13 protein-coding genes are annotated in these 17417 nt (G+C 59.7%); 11 read left to right on the top strand and 2 right to left on the bottom strand.

Annotated elements, in window-relative coordinates; genetic code table 11:
• The first annotated feature begins 50 nt into the window (after positions 1–50).
• Together PMI09_RS14170 and PMI09_RS14165 are read left to right on the top strand one after the other, a co-directional pair.
• Positions 51–1772 carry an adenylate/guanylate cyclase domain-containing protein gene (locus PMI09_RS14170; protein ID WP_007794978.1) on the top strand — a complete coding sequence of 574 codons (1722 nt, stop codon included), beginning with the start codon at positions 51–53 and terminating at the stop codon, positions 1770–1772.
• A complete protein-coding gene (locus tag PMI09_RS14165) occupies positions 1769–2647 on the top strand; it encodes an FkbM family methyltransferase (protein ID WP_007794975.1) in 879 nt (292 codons plus the stop codon). Before PMI09_RS14170 ends, PMI09_RS14165 begins: the two co-directional genes overlap by 4 nt.
• Here PMI09_RS14165 and PMI09_RS14160 read toward each other — a convergent pair whose 3' ends face one another.
• On the bottom strand, positions 2648–3127 hold the full coding sequence (locus PMI09_RS14160; protein WP_007794972.1) for a class I SAM-dependent methyltransferase: 480 nt from the start codon (positions 3125–3127) through the stop codon (positions 2648–2650).
• Positions 3128–3252: 125 nt separating this feature from the next.
• On the opposite strand from PMI09_RS14160, the gene PMI09_RS14155 reads away from it, so the two are divergent.
• Entirely contained in the window at positions 3253–4431 is a 1179-nt protein-coding gene (locus tag PMI09_RS14155) for a DUF3095 domain-containing protein (RefSeq protein WP_007794970.1), read from the top strand.
• Here the strand turns inward: PMI09_RS14155 and PMI09_RS14150 are convergent.
• Positions 4421–5773 (bottom strand): nucleotide sugar dehydrogenase, encoded by a 1353-nt coding sequence (locus tag PMI09_RS14150; protein WP_193385398.1) that lies wholly within the window; start codon positions 5771–5773, stop codon positions 4421–4423. The two genes, PMI09_RS14155 and PMI09_RS14150, sit on opposite strands and share 11 nt — an antisense overlap.
• Before the next feature lie 434 nt (positions 5774–6207).
• Here PMI09_RS14150 and PMI09_RS14145 point away from each other — a divergent pair, with 434 nt between their 5' ends.
• From PMI09_RS14145 to PMI09_RS14110, 8 genes are all read left to right on the top strand, one after another.
• Complete coding sequence (locus PMI09_RS14145) at positions 6208–7554, top strand: adenylate/guanylate cyclase domain-containing protein (RefSeq protein ID WP_007794964.1); 1347 nt, start codon at positions 6208–6210, stop codon at positions 7552–7554.
• 152 nt (positions 7555–7706) lie between these two features.
• Positions 7707–9599: an ABC transporter ATP-binding protein gene (locus tag PMI09_RS14140; protein WP_007794961.1), complete on the top strand. Its 1893-nt coding sequence runs from the start codon at positions 7707–7709 to the stop codon at positions 9597–9599.
• The gene (locus tag PMI09_RS14135; protein WP_007794958.1) at positions 9593–11503 is read left to right on the top strand and encodes an ABC transporter substrate-binding protein; all 1911 of its coding nucleotides are present in this window, start codon (positions 9593–9595) and stop codon (positions 11501–11503) included. The genes PMI09_RS14140 and PMI09_RS14135 overlap by 7 nt, the downstream gene beginning before the upstream one ends.
• Positions 11504–11506: 3 nt before the next feature.
• Positions 11507–12505, top strand: a complete 999-nt coding sequence (locus PMI09_RS14130) for an ABC transporter permease (protein WP_007794955.1) — start codon at positions 11507–11509, stop codon at positions 12503–12505.
• Positions 12506–13678 carry an ABC transporter permease gene (locus PMI09_RS14125; RefSeq protein WP_007794952.1) on the top strand — a complete coding sequence of 391 codons (1173 nt, stop codon included), beginning with the start codon at positions 12506–12508 and terminating at the stop codon, positions 13676–13678.
• A gap of 89 nt (positions 13679–13767) precedes the next feature.
• Entirely contained in the window at positions 13768–14976 is a 1209-nt protein-coding gene (locus PMI09_RS14120; protein ID WP_007794950.1) for a glycosyltransferase family protein, read from the top strand.
• Positions 14973–16235 carry a glycosyltransferase gene (locus PMI09_RS14115; protein WP_007794947.1) on the top strand — a complete coding sequence of 421 codons (1263 nt, stop codon included), beginning with the start codon at positions 14973–14975 and terminating at the stop codon, positions 16233–16235. Before PMI09_RS14120 ends, PMI09_RS14115 begins: the two co-directional genes overlap by 4 nt.
• Positions 16232–17365 carry a glycosyltransferase family protein gene (locus PMI09_RS14110; protein WP_007794943.1) on the top strand — a complete coding sequence of 378 codons (1134 nt, stop codon included), beginning with the start codon at positions 16232–16234 and terminating at the stop codon, positions 17363–17365. The genes PMI09_RS14115 and PMI09_RS14110 overlap by 4 nt, the downstream gene beginning before the upstream one ends.
• Positions 17366–17417: the final 52 nt, after the last annotated feature.

The raw sequence follows: 17417 nt of genomic DNA, 5'->3' as shown, positions 1-17417 counted from the left end.
TTCCGCCCTCTCTATTGCATTTGTCATTTGGTATTCAAGAACGGGAATGAATGGCGACGATCGCTGCCACCAGTATTTTTTCAGAGCGCTCGATCAGACGGGCTCGGCTCGGTTCCGGGCTCGTCATGTTTGTCTTCGTGCTGCTGCATCTCTCCAACCATGCGTTGGGTCTGATTTCCGTCCAGGCGGCTGACGATGGGCGAAGGCTTTTCTTGGCGATCTGGCGCAACCCTGTGGGAACGGTGGTGTTTTACGGGGCGGTCCTTACTCACATCACATTGGTTCTGCGCTCCGTTTATAGACGCAGGAGCCTGGCGATGCCGGCCGCGGAGATGACCCAGATCGTGCTTGGAATCGCTATTCCGCTGCTGTTGATCGACCATGTCATCGGCACGCGGATTGCCCACACGCTCTTCCGGAATCGGGATGACTACGAGACGATCGTTCGTCTCCTTTGGATCACCTCGCCAGCCAACGGCTGGCGACAGGTTGTCGCGCTTCTCGCTGTATGGACCCACGGCTGCATCGGCCTGCACTTCTGGCTACGCTACCGCCCCTGGTACGATAGCATCGCCGCAATGCTGCTTGCCGTTGCGATCCTGCTGCCGGTGCTTGGCATACTCGGCTTCATCGAAATGGGTCGAACGATTGCGGAACCTGCTTACGAGGGCATGGTCAATACGGATCGGTATCAGGAAAACCTCAACATCCGCTATTATTCAGACCCGGAAGCGCAGCGCCAGATCGCGATGATCCGGGCCGGATTGTATGGATCATTTTCGGGCGCGCTGCTGATTGTCTTCGGTGCGCGGACCTGGCGGCGGTGGAGGGAGCGCGTCAATCAGATCACCGTGCGGTATCCGGGCGGTGAGGCGATCAGCGTGCCGCGCGGCTTTACGGTTCTTGAGGCAAGCAGGCTGGGCGGTTTGCCGCACTATTCTGTCTGTGGCGGCAAGGGGCAATGTTCGACCTGCCGGGTCCAGATCCTCAGCCGCTATGACGATCTGCCGCCGCCCGACAAGCTGGAGCATGCGACGCTCAAACGGATCAACGCAGCGCCCGATGTGCGCCTTGCCTGCCAGTTGCGACCGACGCATGACGTGACAGTCGCGCCGCTGCTCGTTGCAGCACCGGAGACGGCATTGCCGCCCAACACTCAGGAGACGAGCCCCGGACGTGAACGAGAGATCACCGTTCTCTTCTGCGATATCCGTCATTTCACCTCGCTGACGGAAACGCGGCTCCCCTTCGACATCGTATTCCTGCTCAACCGCTATTTTGCGCTGGTCGGCAATGCCGTCGAGAAAGCCGGCGGGCGAATAGACAAGTTCATCGGCGATGGCGCCATGGCGCTCTTCGGCATCGGCAGCTCTCCCGAAGAGGCCTGTCGCCAAGCGCTTGCGGCGGCGGCGGCCATCGTTCGTGATATCGAGAAGCTCGGCGCCGAGCTTTCGGGCGAACTTTCCATGCCGCTTCACATAGCCATTGGCATTCACTCTGGCCCAGCGGTTGTCGGAACGCTCGGCTATGGCCGGGTGCGCAACCTTACCGCAATCGGCGATACGGTGAACGTTGCAAGCCGGCTGGAGACAGCTGCCAAGGAATTCGATGCGGCAATCGTCATTTCCGAAGCGGTCGCAAACCTGTCCGGAGCGGATACGGCCGGTGTCGAAAGCCGTGAAATCAGTGTGCGTGGCCGCGCCCTGCCCTTGAAAGTCTATGTCATTGCGAGTGACAAAGCCGCCGAACTGGTCGAAGGAAAAGATGCATGACAGGCCGCGACTGGCTCAAGGCCAAATTCTGGAAGAAGCGCCTGCGCCGGGCACGCAATGCGATTGCCAGCAGGTTCTTCAATACCCGCACCGGGCGGCGGTTGCTGATCGAGAACATCGGGCCGCGGGTCGTCTCGATGACGGTCGATGCGGGTGATCACCTCATGACCTTTTCGCCATCCGACTACATCGGGCGAAAGGTCTTTCGAAAGGGGCACTTCGAGCGCGAGCATGTTGACCGGCTGATCACGGTGCTGCGTGAGCGGGGCCTGATGCGCAAGCACGGCCATCTCCTGGAGATCGGTGGCAACATCGGAACGCAGACCGTCTACTTCGCGCTGAGCGGCGCCTATGCCCGCATCGTCAGCATCGAGCCCGACCCGCGCAACTTCCCGCTGCTGCAGAAGAATATCCGCCAGAACAAGCTCGATGGGATGGTGACGCTGGTCAACTGCGCCGCTGGGGCGACAGCTGGCGAGATCGACTTCTTTATGAACGCCAACAATCATGGAAAAAGCAGCGCGTACCGAAAGAGTGCCAGCGATGAGAAGACGAGCGTCCCGGTCAAGCCGGTGACACAGATCCTCGATGAGCTTTCGATCGATCCTGCCGATATCGGCCTCGTCTGGATGGACATCGAAGGCTATGAGCCGGTCGCATGCCGCTCGATGCTGCCACTCCTGTCGCGCCGCGTGCCTCTCTACATGGAGTTCACGCCACTCTTCTACGGACCGGAACAGACCCGCGAATTCATCAAGACGCTCGCCAGCTTCTACGAGAATTGCCTGGTCTTCTTCGAGGAGGAAGAGCAGGAGATGAAGGTCGTGAACCTGCCTGGCAGCATCGAACAGTACGACGTGCTGTTTCTTCCCTGATTATTTCCGCCGATAGAGATAGTAGCGGCCTTCCTTCACGCCTGCAGGAAGCGCCAGCGGCTCCAACTCCGGGCGATCCAGCGGCAGACCGCTGACGGCAATCCCGTCTTTGGCAAGGACGCCGACCATCAGTTGCGGCAGCCATGTCAGCGTGATCGCGTCGATGTCGTCATGACCGGTACCGATATCGGCATGCGCGAGAGCTGCGCCGATGCCGACGAAAGCCTGCCCGGATTCACGGATGTCGCCGGTCACCATATTCTGCGCCGGCGGCGTGGAGGACGAATATGAGCGGACCTCACGATCGAAGGCGATAATGCGACGATCCGGAAAATGCTCGCACAGATGATCGTAGGTGCGGCCGTTGCCAAGGCCAAATTCCAGCACCGGGCCTTCGGTGCCGTTCACAAGCTCGACGATTGCATTGAGGATATCGCGCTGAGCCGTCAAACGGCGGATGAAGCTGTCCAGACGGCTCATCTATGTTCTTGTCCATTCAATAGTTTTTCGACAGCGGTGCTATCACATGAAACTGTGTGAAGTCGATTGCCGTAGATGCAAAATGGCGTTGCAGTCACGGCATGGGTCTGTGTTAGGTTTCTCACATGAACGACGTTTCGAATGAAAGATTCTTCGCCGACGTGCCTGTCTTCACCGACTTCGAGCGGGTGACGGATACGAGCAACTATCACCCGCTCCCAGACGGCTGGTTTCTGGCACTCGCCGACATCGTCGGTTCGACACCGGCAATTGCGGCCGGCCGTTACAAGGACGTGAACATGGCGGGCGTCAGCGTCATTTCAGCGATCCTGAATGCGGTCGACAAGGGAGACTACCCGTTCGTGTTCGGCGGCGACGGCGCCGTGGTCGCTTTGCCCGGAAACCTGGAGGTCGCTGCGCGCGGCGCACTGGCGGCGGCGCAGCGCTGGGTTGAGGAGGAAATGGGCCTGACGCTGCGCATTGCGGTCGTGCCTCTCGCCGATATTCGCAACGAGGGCCTGGACGTTCGCGTCGCGCGTCATGCGGCCAGTCCGTTCGTCACCTACGCAATGTTTGCCGGGGGTGGAGCGAGCTGGGCCGAGCGCCAGATGAAGAGTGGGCGCTATGGTGTCGAGCCCGCGCCGCCAGGCACGCGGCCGGATCTGACGGGCCTGTCATGCCGCTGGAGCCCGATCGCCGCTCACAACGGCGAAATCGTCTCGATCATCGCCGTACCGGCCGAAGGCGGTCGCCCCACCGCCGAGTTTCGCAAGCTCGTGATGGACGTCGTGGCAATCTCTGCCGAACAGGGTCGCGGCGGCCACCCGGTTCCGCCGGACGGTCCCGAATTTGCCTTTTCGATGAAAGGCGTCGATCGTGAGGCGCGGGCGATAGCACAGCCGGGAAAGCGCCTGAAGCAGAAGCTGTTCATCCTCCTTCAGATTGTCCTCGTGGTCGTCCTGCACAAACTGGGTGCCAAGCTTGGCCGCTTCGACGCCCGGCGTTACACGCAGGACGTTTCCGGCAATTCCGATTTCCGCAAGTTCGATGATGGCTTGAAGATGACGATCGATGTCGATTCGAACCATCTCGGTCGTATTCAGGCTCTGCTAGAGAACGCAAAAGCCAAAGGCATCGCCCGCTACGGCTTGCACCGGCAGGCGTCCGCGTTGATGACCTGCTTCGTTCCAACACCGCTTTCGCGCGACCACGTGCACTTCATCGATGGCGCCAGCGGCGGCTATGCCGTTGCCGCGAGCCAGATCACGGGCAAGCAGCTCTCAGGCGTTCAGATCACGCCTTGACAATGTGACCGGCGGTTAGCCCGAGACGAGCGAAGACATTGCGGGTGTCGACGATCAGCGGCGCACTGTTTGCGACGAGCGGGTAGTCGAGATGATCATGGTCGGTCGCCACCAGAACGGCGTCATAGGCTTCCAACACCTCCAGCGTAAGGTCGACCGATTTGCGGCCTTTCAAGTGCTGGTACTCGCGCGTCGAGGGGATCTCGCCGACATGGGGATCGTGGAAGTCGGCCTTGCCTCCCCGCTCTTCGATGATCTCAATGAGGCGCAGCGAAGGGCTCTCGCGAATGTCGGCGACGTTCTTCTTGTAGGCTAAGCCGAGAACCAGCACGCGCGAGCGACTGAGGGCCTTGCCGGAGCGCATGTCGAGTGCTTCGGCAAGTTTCCCGACGACGTAGCGCGGCATTGCCGAGTTGATCTCGCCAGCGAGCTCGATGAAGCGCGTCGGCAACTCGTACTCGCGGGACTTCCAGGTCAGGTAAAAGGGATCGATCGGGATGCAGTGTCCGCCGAGTCCTGGCCCAGGGTAGAAAGGCATGTAGCCGAACGGCTTGGTCTTTGCTGCCTCGATCACCTCCCAGACATCAACTCCCATGGCGGCGTAGACGGTCTTCAACTCGTTGACGAGCGCGATGTTGACTGACCGGAAGATGTTCTCGGTCAACTTGACGGCCTCTGCCGTCGCGTTGGAAGACACGGGAACCACGGTCTTGACCGCCGCGCCGTAGAAGCTCCTCATGAGTGCCAATGCCTGCGGGCCGTCGCCGGCGACGACCTTGGGGATTGTCGCCGTGTGATAATGCTGGTTACCGGGATCCTCACGCTCCGGGGAAAAGCCGACGAAGAAATCCGTGCCTGATTTGAGGCCGGTTCTTTCCAAAATGGCCTTGACGACGTCGTCCGTGGTGCCCGGATAGGTCGTCGATTCCAGGACCACAAGCTGGCCGGCCCGCAGATGCTCGGCGATCGACCGAGACGTCGCCTCGACAAAGGAAAGATCAGGGTCGCGGTGCTTGGTGAGCGGCGTCGGCACACAGATCACGATGACATCGCAAGCCGCGAGCCCGGCAAAATCCGTGGTGGCGGAAAAGCGTCTGCCGTCGATTTCGGCAGCGAGATCGACGCTTGCGACGGCATCAATGTAGGAGCGCCGCGCATCCAGGGAGACGATCTTCTCGGGGTCAATGTCGAAGCCAGTGACAACAAAACCGCTGCGGGCAATGGCGATTGCCAGCGGCAAGCCAACATAGCCGAGCCCTATGACGCCGGCGCGGGCGCTGCGCGTTTCGATCTTGTTTGAAAGGATGTCATAGGCGGAGGAACTGGCCAAGGCAGATCTCATCTCAGTGCTGAAGGTACTCTGATCTAATGTAAGACCGTGGCAATTGAAACCCGCCCGCAGTTCACTGAGCACTGACGCGATCGTGAAAATTCGCGCCATGGGTGTGCCTCAATCTCGCCGCTGTTCCTGCAGTGTGACCAAAAAGACTCGGGCGTCCCAAGAGATTGCATCACAACGTCAGAAAATGTGCGGATGCCATTGTTTGGGGTTGGCGCCGTGCCTATTTGTTTTCAATAACGAACCGCGAGAAAGGATTGCCTGTCACGCCCACTAAAATAAGGGTTTGACAGGTGCCGCTGCCGGGCCCCCGGCAGATCGTTGACACAATATTATCGCTCGTCCATCCTCCTTCCCGCCCTGCGCACGGCGTTGCTGCAGGCAGGGTTGCTGCCGCTTTTTGGGAATGGACGTGCTTTATGAGGATACTACCGAGAATGGGCACGATCGAATCCACCGTCTCCACTATTTTGTTGGATCGGGTCGCCGAATGGCTGACGAATTCTTCGTTGGCTGGCGATGACCTCGAGAGCATCGTTCGCGGATTTTGCGAGCGCGTTGCGGCTGCGGGCTTGCCGATCGTACGCGTGCATCTGACGTTTTCCATGCTGCACCCGCTTTACGACGCGCTGAGCTTTACGTGGCGACGGGCAAGTGGCGTCACGATCGAGGGGTTTCGCCATACCGCGGCGGGACAGAAGCCCGACCGCTTCCTGCAGAGCCCGTACTACTACCTGTTGGACAACAATCTGCAGCACATTCGCCGCCGGATTCCGGCCGATGGGCCGGCCGAATTTCCGGTTTTCGTCGATCTGCGGCAGGAGCGCATCACCGACTATTTGGCTTTCGTTCAGCCGTTTGGTGATGGTTCCGTGCAGGGCATGATGGGGTCTTGGTCGACGGACAGCCACGCAGGCTTTTCCGACGACATGATCGATGCGCTGCTGCGCATGCAGAACCACCTTGCCGTTGCGGCCAAGATGGCGGTTCTCGGCAAGCTCGCCAACAACATGCTGACCACCTATCTGGGCGGCGATGCGGGCAAGCGGGTGCTGAATGGCCAGATCCGTCGTGGTGACGGTGAGACAATCCGCGCCGCTCTCGTCATGGGCGATATGCGCCAGTCGACTATGTACGCCGAAAAGGAAGGCCGGCAGGCCTACATTGATACGCTGAACCAGTTCTTCGACGCGATCGCTGCGCCGTTCAACCGCAATGGCGGTGAGATCTTGAGTTTCCTCGGAGACGGTTTCCTGGCGGTTTATCCCTGCGGCCGGCACAAGGATCCGTCCAAGATTGCCTGTGAGGCCGCCCTTTCCGCCGTCCATCAGGCGCAAGCGCGTGTCGCGGAATTGAACCGGGAACGATTGGACGCGGGCCTGAGCAAGGTTTCCTACGGAATCGGCCTGCATGTCGGGAATGTGATGTTCGGCAATGTCGGCCTCAAGGACCGACTGACGTTTTCGGCATTCGGCTCGGCCGTCAACGAAGTCCAGCGCCTGCAAGCGCTGACAAAGAAATATTCGAGCGAGGTGGTCGCAAGCCAGGCATTTGCCGGCTACTGCGGCGGCGAGTGGCGCACCTTGGGAGAGGAAAAACTGCGCGGCATCCGCCAGAAGGTCACTATTTTGCAGCCGCATGTGCCGGCGCCCGTCCCGCATGTCGAAGAGAAATTCCGCGAAGTCGCACCGACCGGACTTTCAGAGGCGGAGCAGGTGATCCTGCTTCATCGTGATGCTCGCAAGCAGGCCAATAAACCAACGGTCGAGAAGTTCGTGCAGTAGAGGCGTAACCGCCTCGAACCAGGTCCAGATTTCACTTTGCGCCGCGCAAGAAATGCGCCGGTTTTTGCGTGTCCGTCATCAACTGGACACCCCGATTGCGGTACGATAGTGTGCCTTAACGGGAACATAGAAAACTGGGGAATTTCATTGGTATGGCGTCCGCCTCGGATCTGTTGCGCATCGAGAACCTCGACGTTTCTTTCTCGGTTTTCGGCGATCGCCTGCGCGTCGTAAAGAACGCGAATATCCGTATCTTGCCGGGCAAGGTCACTGCGCTCGTTGGAGAATCCGGCTCAGGTAAATCCGTGATTAGCCAGAGCATAATGGGCATCCTCCCGAATCCGGCGACGGCCGAGGGACGTATCCTTTTTACCGACCCCCTGGACGGCAAGACGACGGACATTTTACACTACTCGCGCGACAGCGAGCAGATGCGTGACCTGCGTGGGCGCCGCATGGCGACAATTTTTCAGGAGCCGATGACCTCGCTGTCACCGATCCACACGGTCGGCAATCAGATCGGCGAAGCGCTCCTCATCCACACTGACGCCGATAAGCAGGAAGCGCGCGAGAAGACCGAGGAGATGCTGGGTCTCGTTGGCTTTGCCAATCCGAAGCGCACGTTCGATATGTACCCGTTCGAACTCTCTGGCGGCATGCGCCAGCGCGCGATGATCGCAATGGCGCTGATCTGCAATCCGGCGCTGTTGATCGCCGACGAGCCGACAACTGCGCTCGACGTGACAATCCAGGCGCAGATCCTGGAGCTATTGCGCGACCTCCAGCACAAGCTCGGAATGGCGATGCTGCTGATCACGCACGATCTCGGCGTTGTCGCCAACATGGCGGACGAGGTCGTGGTGATCTATCACGGCGAGATCATGGAGGCGGGGCCGGTCGATTCGATCTTCCGCAACCCTCAGCATCCATATCTCAAGGGCCTGATGGCGGCCATCCCGCACTTCGACATGAAGCCCGGCGAGCGCCTCAAGGCGCTGCGCGACGTGCCCGTGAACCTCGAATCCCTGATCGGCAAGAAGAAGGTGAAGGCTGAGGGGCCGGAGGTCCTGCTTTCCGTCAACAACCTCTCGAAAGCGTTCAAGACCCGCAACCGTGGGCTCTTTGGAACACGCGAGGCGGCGCTGGTTCACGCCGTCGATGATGTCAGTTTTGACATCCGACGGGGTGAGTGTCTTGGACTCGTCGGCGAATCCGGATGCGGCAAGACGACCGTCAGCAAGATACTGATGCGCGCCGTAACCCCCGACGGCGGCTCTGTGATCTTCAACGACGGCAAGGATGTCATCGACGTCTTGTCCGTCTCAGGTGACGATCTGCAGGAATTGCGCACCAAGATACAAATGGTCTTCCAGGATCCGGTTTCCTCGCTGTCGCCACGCATGACGGTGCGTAATATTCTCAGCGAGCCATTGGAGATCCACGACCGCGGGGATGGGCCGGAGCGCAAACAGCGCGTTGAGGCGCTGATGGGCGCCATCGGCCTCGACCGACGCTACCTGAACCGCTACCCGCACAGCTTTTCCGGCGGCCAACGTCAGCGTATCGGCATCGCCCGTGCGTTGGCACTTGGGCCGAAGCTTGTCATTCTGGATGAGCCGGTATCGGCGCTCGACGTGTCCGTTCAGGCCCAGATTCTCAACCTGCTCAAGGACCTGCAGAAGGATCTTGGGCTCACCTATCTGTTCATTTCGCACAATCTGGCGGTCGTCGACTACATGGCCGACCGCATAGCCGTCATGTGCAAGGGGCGCATCGTCGAGATCGCGCCACGCGAGATCATTCTGCGTGATCCCGTGCATCCCTATACGAAGTCGCTGTTGGCAGCCGTTCCCTTCCCCGACCTGAACCGGCCGCTCGATTTCGAAGCGCTCAGAAAGAACGGCGCCGCAGACAAGCAGAATTGGGGTATCACCTTTACGGCGGAGCATGATGACGCTTCCGAACTGGATTACGCAGATCTCGGCAACGGCCATTTCGTGCGGGCCCGCAAGGGTGCGGACGCAAAGGAGCTTCGCTCATGGTAACGCGGCGCACGTTTCTAGGTGGCCTTATCGGTTCGGCAATGCTGCCTTCGGTCGTCGAGGCGGCGGCGGATCGTGACATCGAGCCGGAGTTCCTCAGGGATTGGCTGCGCGCAGGACGTATTCCCGTGATGGTGGATCGGCTGCCGGCCCATCCGCGGATCGTCAACATGAAGGAGGCGGGTCGGCAGCCGGGCGTCTATGGCGGCACGGTGCGCACGATCATCGGGAGCCAGAAGGACATCCGCTATATGACCGTCTACGGCTATTCGCGCCTGGTCGGTTATGACAAGCACCTGATGTTCCAGCCGGATATTCTGCTTGGTTTTGAATCCAAGGATGACACTGTCTTCACGTTCCATTTGCGCGAGGGGCACCGCTGGTCTGACGGCGCACCCTTCACGGTCGACGACTTCCGTTACTGGTGGGAAGACGTGATCCTCAACAAGGAGCTGACGCCAGGTGGCGGAGCGCTCGAGCTGAGGCCGCATGGCAATCTGCCGAAATTCGAAGTCCTCGACGAATTGAGGGTTCGCTACACTTGGGAGCGGCCCAATCCGATGTTCATGCCGGCGCTCGCCGGTCCGCTGCCGCTGGTGATTTTCGGACCCGGACACTACCTCAAACAGTTCCACAAGAAGTATCAGGATGATTTCCGTCTTTCGGCGCTGATGAAGGAAAACCGCGTCAAGAAGTGGGCGGACTTGCACATCAAGATGTCGCGCGCCTCGCGCCCTGAAAATCCGGACTTGCCGACGCTCGATCCATGGCGCAACACCACGCCGCTGCCGGCCGAACAATTCGTATTTGTGCGCAACCCGTTTTTCCATCGGGTCGACGAGAACGGGGTGCAACTCCCCTATATCGACAAGTTTATCCTCAACGTCAGCTCGTCCTCGATCATTGCCGCCAAGGCGGGCGCCGGTGAATCCGACTTGCAGGCAACTGGCGTTGACTTCAGCGACTACACATTCCTGAAGGATGCAGAGAAGCGGTTTCCGGTGAAGGTCAATTTGTGGAAGCAGGTGCGCGGATCGCGTGTTGCGCTGCTGCCGAACCTCAATTGCGCCGATGAGGTCTGGCGCAACCTCTTCCGCGAGGCCCGGTTTCGGCGCGCGCTGTCGATGGCGATTGATCGGCATGAGATCAACATGGTTGCCTTCTACGGTCTCGGCAAGGCAAGCGCTGATACCGTTCTACCTGATAGTCCCCTCTTCAGGCCCGAGTATGCGGAGGCCTTCATTGCCCATGATCCGGATCAGGCCAACAAGCTCCTTGACGAGCTCGGACTGACGAGCCGTGGCGCCGACGGCATTCGCTTGCTGCCGGACGGTCGCCGTGCCGAAATCACAGTGGAAACCGCTGGCGAAAGCAACCTCGACACCGACGTTTTGGAACTGGTGCGTGATCATTGGCTTGAGGTCGGTCTTGCGCTCTACACCCGTACCTCGCAACGCGACGTTTTCCGCAGCCGCGCCATGAGCGGCACGATCATGATGTCGATCTGGTACGGCATCGAGAACGGCGTCGCAACCGCCGATATGTCTCCGGGGCAGCTTGCGCCAACGGTTGACGATCAGCTGCAATGGCCGCTTTGGGGGATGTATCACCTGTCTGCCGGACAGGAAGGCAGCGCGCCCGACCTCAAGGAAGTGCAGCAGCTGGTCGATCTTCTCAAACAGTGGGGCGATACCGCGAGATTTGAGGAGCGTGAAGTGATCTGGCATCAGATGCTGGCGCTTTACACCCAACAGGTCTTCTCAATCGGCCTCATCAACAGCACGCTGCAGCCGATCCTCAGATCTGCCAAATTGCAGAACGTGCCAGAGCGGGCCCTGTATGGTTTCGATCCAACGTCCTATCTCGGCCTTTATATGCCGGATGCCTTCTGGTTCAAGGAGGCTTGAGGGATGCTGAAATACATCCTTTGGCGCATTGCAGCGATGGTGCCGACGTTGTTCATCATCTCGGCGCTGGTCTTCACCATCATCGAACTCCCTCCTGGCGATTTCTTCGAGAGCCAGATCGCCGAGCTGCGGGCTCAGGGCGAGAGTGCCAATCTTCAGGAAATCGAAGAGCTGCGGAAGCAATACGGTTTCGACAAGCCTGAGATCGTCCGCTACTTCTTTTGGGTCGGCGGCATGCTGCACGGAGACTTCGGCTATTCGTTCGAATATCAGCTGCCAGTCTCCGAAGTCGTCGGCGATCGCCTCTGGCTGACGATCCTCGTTTCCTTTTCCACGATCCTGCTGACGTGGTTGATCGCCTTTCCGATCGGCATCTATTCGGCCACCCATCAATACAGCTGGGGCGACTATGGGCTGACCTTTCTGGGGTTGCTCGGCATTGCCATCCCGAACTTCATGCTGGCTTTGATCCTGATGTACTTTGCCAATATCTGGTTCGGGGTGTCGATCGGGCATTTGATGGACCAGAAGTTCCTCAACGAGCCGATGAGCTGGGAAAAGGCCAGGTCCATTCTCTCGCATCTGTGGATTCCAGTCGTTATCGTCGGTACGGCGGGAACGGCCGGGATGATCCGGCGGCTTCGAGCCAACCTGCTCGACGAGATGCAGAAGCAGTACGTGGTGACCGCGCGCGCCAAGGGGCTTCACCCGCTCCGCGCGCTGGTGAAATATCCGCTGCGCATGGCTCTCAACTTTTTCGTCGCCGATATCGGTTCGATCCTGCCTTCGATCATCTCGGGCGCCGAGATTGTTGCGATCGTGCTTTCACTCGAGACAACGGGCCCAATGCTCATCAAGGCTCTGCAGAGCCAGGACATGTATCTCGCAGGCTCGTTTCTGATGTTCCTTGCCTTCCTCAACGTGCTCGGAGTACTCGTTTCCGATATTGCGCTTGGCTTCCTCGATCCGCGTATCCGCCTCCAAGGCAGGAGCACCAAATAAATGTCGCCCTTGCCACCGCCCGGCGCGCCGATGCCGCATTATGTTTCGACTGCACCCTTCGATCCGATGGCGACCGAAGGGATGACGGCTGCGCAATCACGCATCCACCTTGCCTCGCAGAAGCAGTTGATGTGGTGGAAGTTCAAGCAGCACCGGCTGGCCCTTGCCTCCGGCGTCTTCCTGCTCGCCCTTTATTTCATGATCATTATCGTCGAATTCATTGCGCCCTATGGGCTGCATACCAAGAATGTCGACTTCATCCATTCACCGCCACAGCGGGTCCACTTCTTCGACAACGGCAAGTTCATCGGCCCCTTTGTCTATGGACGCAGCATGTCGCTTGATCTCGACACGCTCCATCGAATCTACACTGACAAGCCAAACGACGTGCAGCCGATCCGTTTCTTCTGCCGCGGGGATACCTACAAGTTCTGGGGACTGGTAAGTTCTGATCTTCATTTGGTCTGCCCGGCAGTCGGCGGGCAAATGTTCCTGCTTGGCACGGACCGTCTCGGTCGCGACGTGCTTTCCCGCATTCTCTATGGGGCGCGCATTTCGCTGACGATCGGCTTGATCGGTATCACCATCAGCTTCTGCCTCGGTATCGTCATCGGGGGACTGGCCGGCTATTGGGGCGGTATCTTCGATTTGATCGTCCAACGCCTCATTGAAGTTCTGCAGTCGCTGCCGAGCCTGCCGCTCTGGATGGCGCTGGCGGCGATCATGCCGGTGACATGGAGTCCGATCGTCATTTACTTCGGGATCACGGTCATTCTCGGGATCATTGATTGGACTGGATTGGCGCGAGCCGTGCGCTCGAAACTCCTGGCGTTGCGTGAAGAGGATTATGTCCAGGCCGCCCAGTTGATGGGCGCCAGCACGCCGCGCGTCATCGGCCGACATCTCGTGCCGGGCTTCATGTCCCACTTGATCGCCTCGGCCACAATCTCGATCCCCGGCATGATCCTCGGCGAGACGGCACTGAGCTTCCTCGGACTTGGTCTGCGGCCGCCGATCACCAGCTGGGGCATTCTGCTGACGGAGGCAAAGAGCGTAAGCGTCATCGCATTCTATCCATGGTTGCTTTTTCCGATTATACCGGTCGTTCTGGTAATTTTGGCGTTCAACTTTCTGGGAGACGGCTTGCGCGATGCGGCAGATCCCTACAAATAGCGGCCAGCCCGGCGGAGCGCTGCTCTGTTGCCTGACGGCCAGCGGAAACCGGCGGTGCTAGTATGATGTACAGCGCAGAAGGAGTGCCCATGGCACGGCGCCTGGAAGATGCCCGCATCCTCATGTATAGCCACGACACGTTCGGGCTTGGTCATTTGCGCCGTTGCCGCGCGATCGCCCATGCACTGGTCGAGGACTATCGCGGGCTTAACATTCTCATCATCTCCGGAGCCACGATTGCCGGCGCATTCGATTACCGCGCACGCGTCGACTTCGTGAAGATTCCGAGCGTGATCAAGCTCCGCAACGGCGAATACACGTCGATGGCGGGTCATATCGATTTGCATGAAACGCTGAAAATGCGAGAGTCGAGTATTCGCCACACCGCCGAAACCTTCCAGCCCGACATTTTCATCGTCGACAAGGAGCCAATGGGGCTGAAGGGCGAGGTCGAGGAGACACTGGCCTATCTGAAGGCGCGCGGCACTGTTCTAGTGCTTGGCTTGCGCGAGATCATGGATGCACCGCACCTGCTTGATGCCGAATGGAAGCGCAACGGCATCATGCAGAAGATCGACCAGTATTACGATTCCGTCTGGGTCTATGGTCCGCCGGATTTCTACGATCCGCTGGTCGGCCTCGATGTTCCCGCAAGCGTGCGCAGGAAAATGGATTTCGTCGGCTTCCTGCAACGCAGCGTCTCCACGAGCAAGACCTCGATCAACGCGCGCTCTGACAACTACATCTTGGTCACGACGGGCGGTGGCGGCGATGGGTCTGATCTCGTGCATGACGTCATGAACGCCTATGAGCATGATCCGACCTTGCAACAAAAGGCACTCGTGGTCCTCGGCCCGTACATGCCTGCAGCCGAGCGCTCGAAGCTGGTCGCCAAGGGATCCCGCATCCCTTACATCGAGGTAATCGAGTTCGACAATCACATGGAAGAGTTGATGGTGGGCGCCACGGGGGTCGTGGCCATGGGTGGCTACAACACCTATTGCGAAATTCTGTCGTTCGACAAGCCTGCCCTCATTGTCCCTCGGGTGAAGCCACGGGAAGAACAGCTTTTACGCGCCCAGCGGGCGAGCGAGCTCGGCCTTATCGACATGTTGCTGCCGGATCAGTCCGCAAATCCAACGGTCATGTCTGAAGCCCTGAAGCGACTGCCGGAGCGCCTGCCGCCGTCCAAGAGTGGCTGTACCTTGCAACTGAAAGGCCTGGACCATATCTCGCAAACCGTCGGTCATTGGCTGGACGGCCGTGGCCGTCATCTGTCCGTCGTCGGAGCCGAGTGAAGGCCAAGACTTTGTTGCACCGCCGTAAGATTCTCGTCGTGCTGAAAGGCTACCCGCGCCTTTCGGAAACCTTCATCGCCCAGGAACTGCTCGGCCTGGAGAAGGCCGGCTTTGACCTGACCTTGATCTCGATGCGCCGCCCGACCGATAAGAAGCGGCATCCGGTGCACGACGAGATCAGGGCACGCGTCATCTATCTGCCGGAGTATCTACACGAGGAGCCGATCCGCGTCTTCAAAGGCCTTCTTGCGAGCTTTCGCAAGCCGGGGATCAAGGCGCTATGGAAGCGCTTCCTGAAAGACCTGCAGCGTGACGTCTCCCGCAATCGCTTTAGACGCTTGGGGCAAGCGCTGGTGCTCGGCCGCGAGTGGCCTGACAACGGTGAATGGTTGCACGCGCATTTCATCCACACGCCGGCCTCGGTAACCGAGTATGCGAGCATCCTGACAGGCGTGCCGTGGACTTGCTCTGCCCATGCCAAGGATATCTGGACATCGCCTGATTGGGACCTGCACGAAAAACTCGGCAGTGCACGCTGGACGGTGACCTGCACACGAAACGGCTATGAACACATGCGTACGCTGACGCCTCGCAAGGAAGCGGTGCATTTGAGCTACCATGGCCTCGACCTTGCGCGCTTCGCCCATTTCGGCGGTGAGCGATCTCACCGTGACGGCAGCGATCCGGCCGACCCTGTGCCTATTCTCAGCGTCGGGCGGGCAGTGGAGAAGAAGGGCTACGAAACGCTTTTGAGAGCACTTGCGCTTTTGCCCCGCGACCTGAATTGGCGGTTCGAGCATATCGGCGGCGGCGACAAATTGCCGAAGCTGAAGGCTCTTGCTGCGGAACTCAACCTGACGGACCGGATCAGCTGGAAGGGCGCGCTCGCTCAGGAAGACGTGCTCGACCACTATCGCCGGGCCGATGTTTTCGCGCTTGCCTGCCGGGTTGCGTCTAATGGCGATCGCGATGGCCTGCCGAATGTGCTGGTGGAGGCATCCAGCCAGCGCCTGCCTTGCGTCTCGACCTCGGTTTCAGGCGTGCCCGAACTCCTTGTCGACGGTGAGAACGGAATGGTGGTTCCACCGCAGGATCCCGTGGCGTTCGCGGGGGCACTTGAGAAAATGATCCGGGATCCTGCCTTGCGGCTTAGGCTCGGCGATGCCGCGGAACGGCGGGTGCGCGAGCATTTCGATCACGAGGCAAGTATCGATCAACTTGGCCGGCTGTTTGAAGAGGAATGGCAGAAAGCCTCATGAACATGCCCCGCGTCTTTTTCTACGTTCAGCATTTGCTTGGCATCGGCCATATCGCCCGGGCAAGCCGCATCGCTAGTGCGCTCGTTCGCGACGGATTCGACGTCACCGTCGTTACCGGCGGTCTACCGGTCCCCGGTTTCCCCGGAGAAGGCATCAGGACGGTGGCGCTGCCGCCAGTCGTGGCGAGCAATGCAGGTTTCTCAGGGCTTGCCGACGGCAATGGCGTTGCCGCGGACGAGGCGTTCCTAAGCCGGCGTCGCGATCTGTTGCTTTCCGCCTTTCGCGATCGCGCGCCCGATGTCGTGATCATCGAAGCGTTTCCCTTTGGTCGCCGGCAGATGCGTTTCGAGCTGCTTCCGCTCCTTAATGCTATCAAGGAAGCGCATCCAAGGCCGAAACTGTTCAGCTCGGTGCGCGATATCCTGCAGGAAAACCGCAAGCCGGGGCGCGACGAAGAGACAGTCGCACTGGTCCGCAACCACTTTGATGGTGTCCTCGTCCACGGGGATCCCAACTTCGCTCGTTTGGAAGATACCTTTCCTCTGACTTCCGAGATCGCATCCAAAATTCACTATACCGGCATGGTGGCAGCTGCGCGCTCGGCTGCGCCGGAGGAGACCTTCGATGTCATAGCCTCCGCAGGCGGAGGAGCCGTCGGCCTCGAGCTGCTTGGCGCCGCCAATGCAGCCGCTGCCATGCTGCCGGCGAACCTGCGGTGGCTGCTTATCAGCGGGCCGAACCTTCCGGAGGATGATTTCGCCGGCCTGGTGAACGCAAGGCCTGCGAATGTTACGCTCGCTCGCTTCCGGAAGGACTTTCCCTCGCTGCTGCGCGGCGCACGTGTTTCCATCTCGCAGGCGGGTTACAATACCGTTGGCGATCTGTTGCAGACGGACTGCAGGGCGATCCTCATCCCATTCGTTGCCGGGGGAGAGACGGAGCAGACGGTTCGCGCCGAGCGGCTGAAGGCGCTTGGGCTTGCAGACATCCTGCCGGAGGCTGGCCTGACGCCGGAGATCGTTGCCGACGCCGTCGCCATGGCACTTGCGACGCCGCGTGCAGCCTTGGTGCCGCTGGATCTGGAGGGGGCGGAGAAAACAGCCGCAATCATTCGTTCAATGACTGGCTGAAACCCTCGCACTTTGCGAAAGTCATGTGATATAAACAACATCCCGGCGAGAA

Origin of the sequence: Rhizobium sp. CF122, from assembly GCF_000282035.1 — a bacterium.
Classification (GTDB): Bacteria; Pseudomonadota; Alphaproteobacteria; order Rhizobiales; family Rhizobiaceae; genus Rhizobium.
This window is presented reverse-complemented; position numbering and strand designations above follow the sequence as displayed.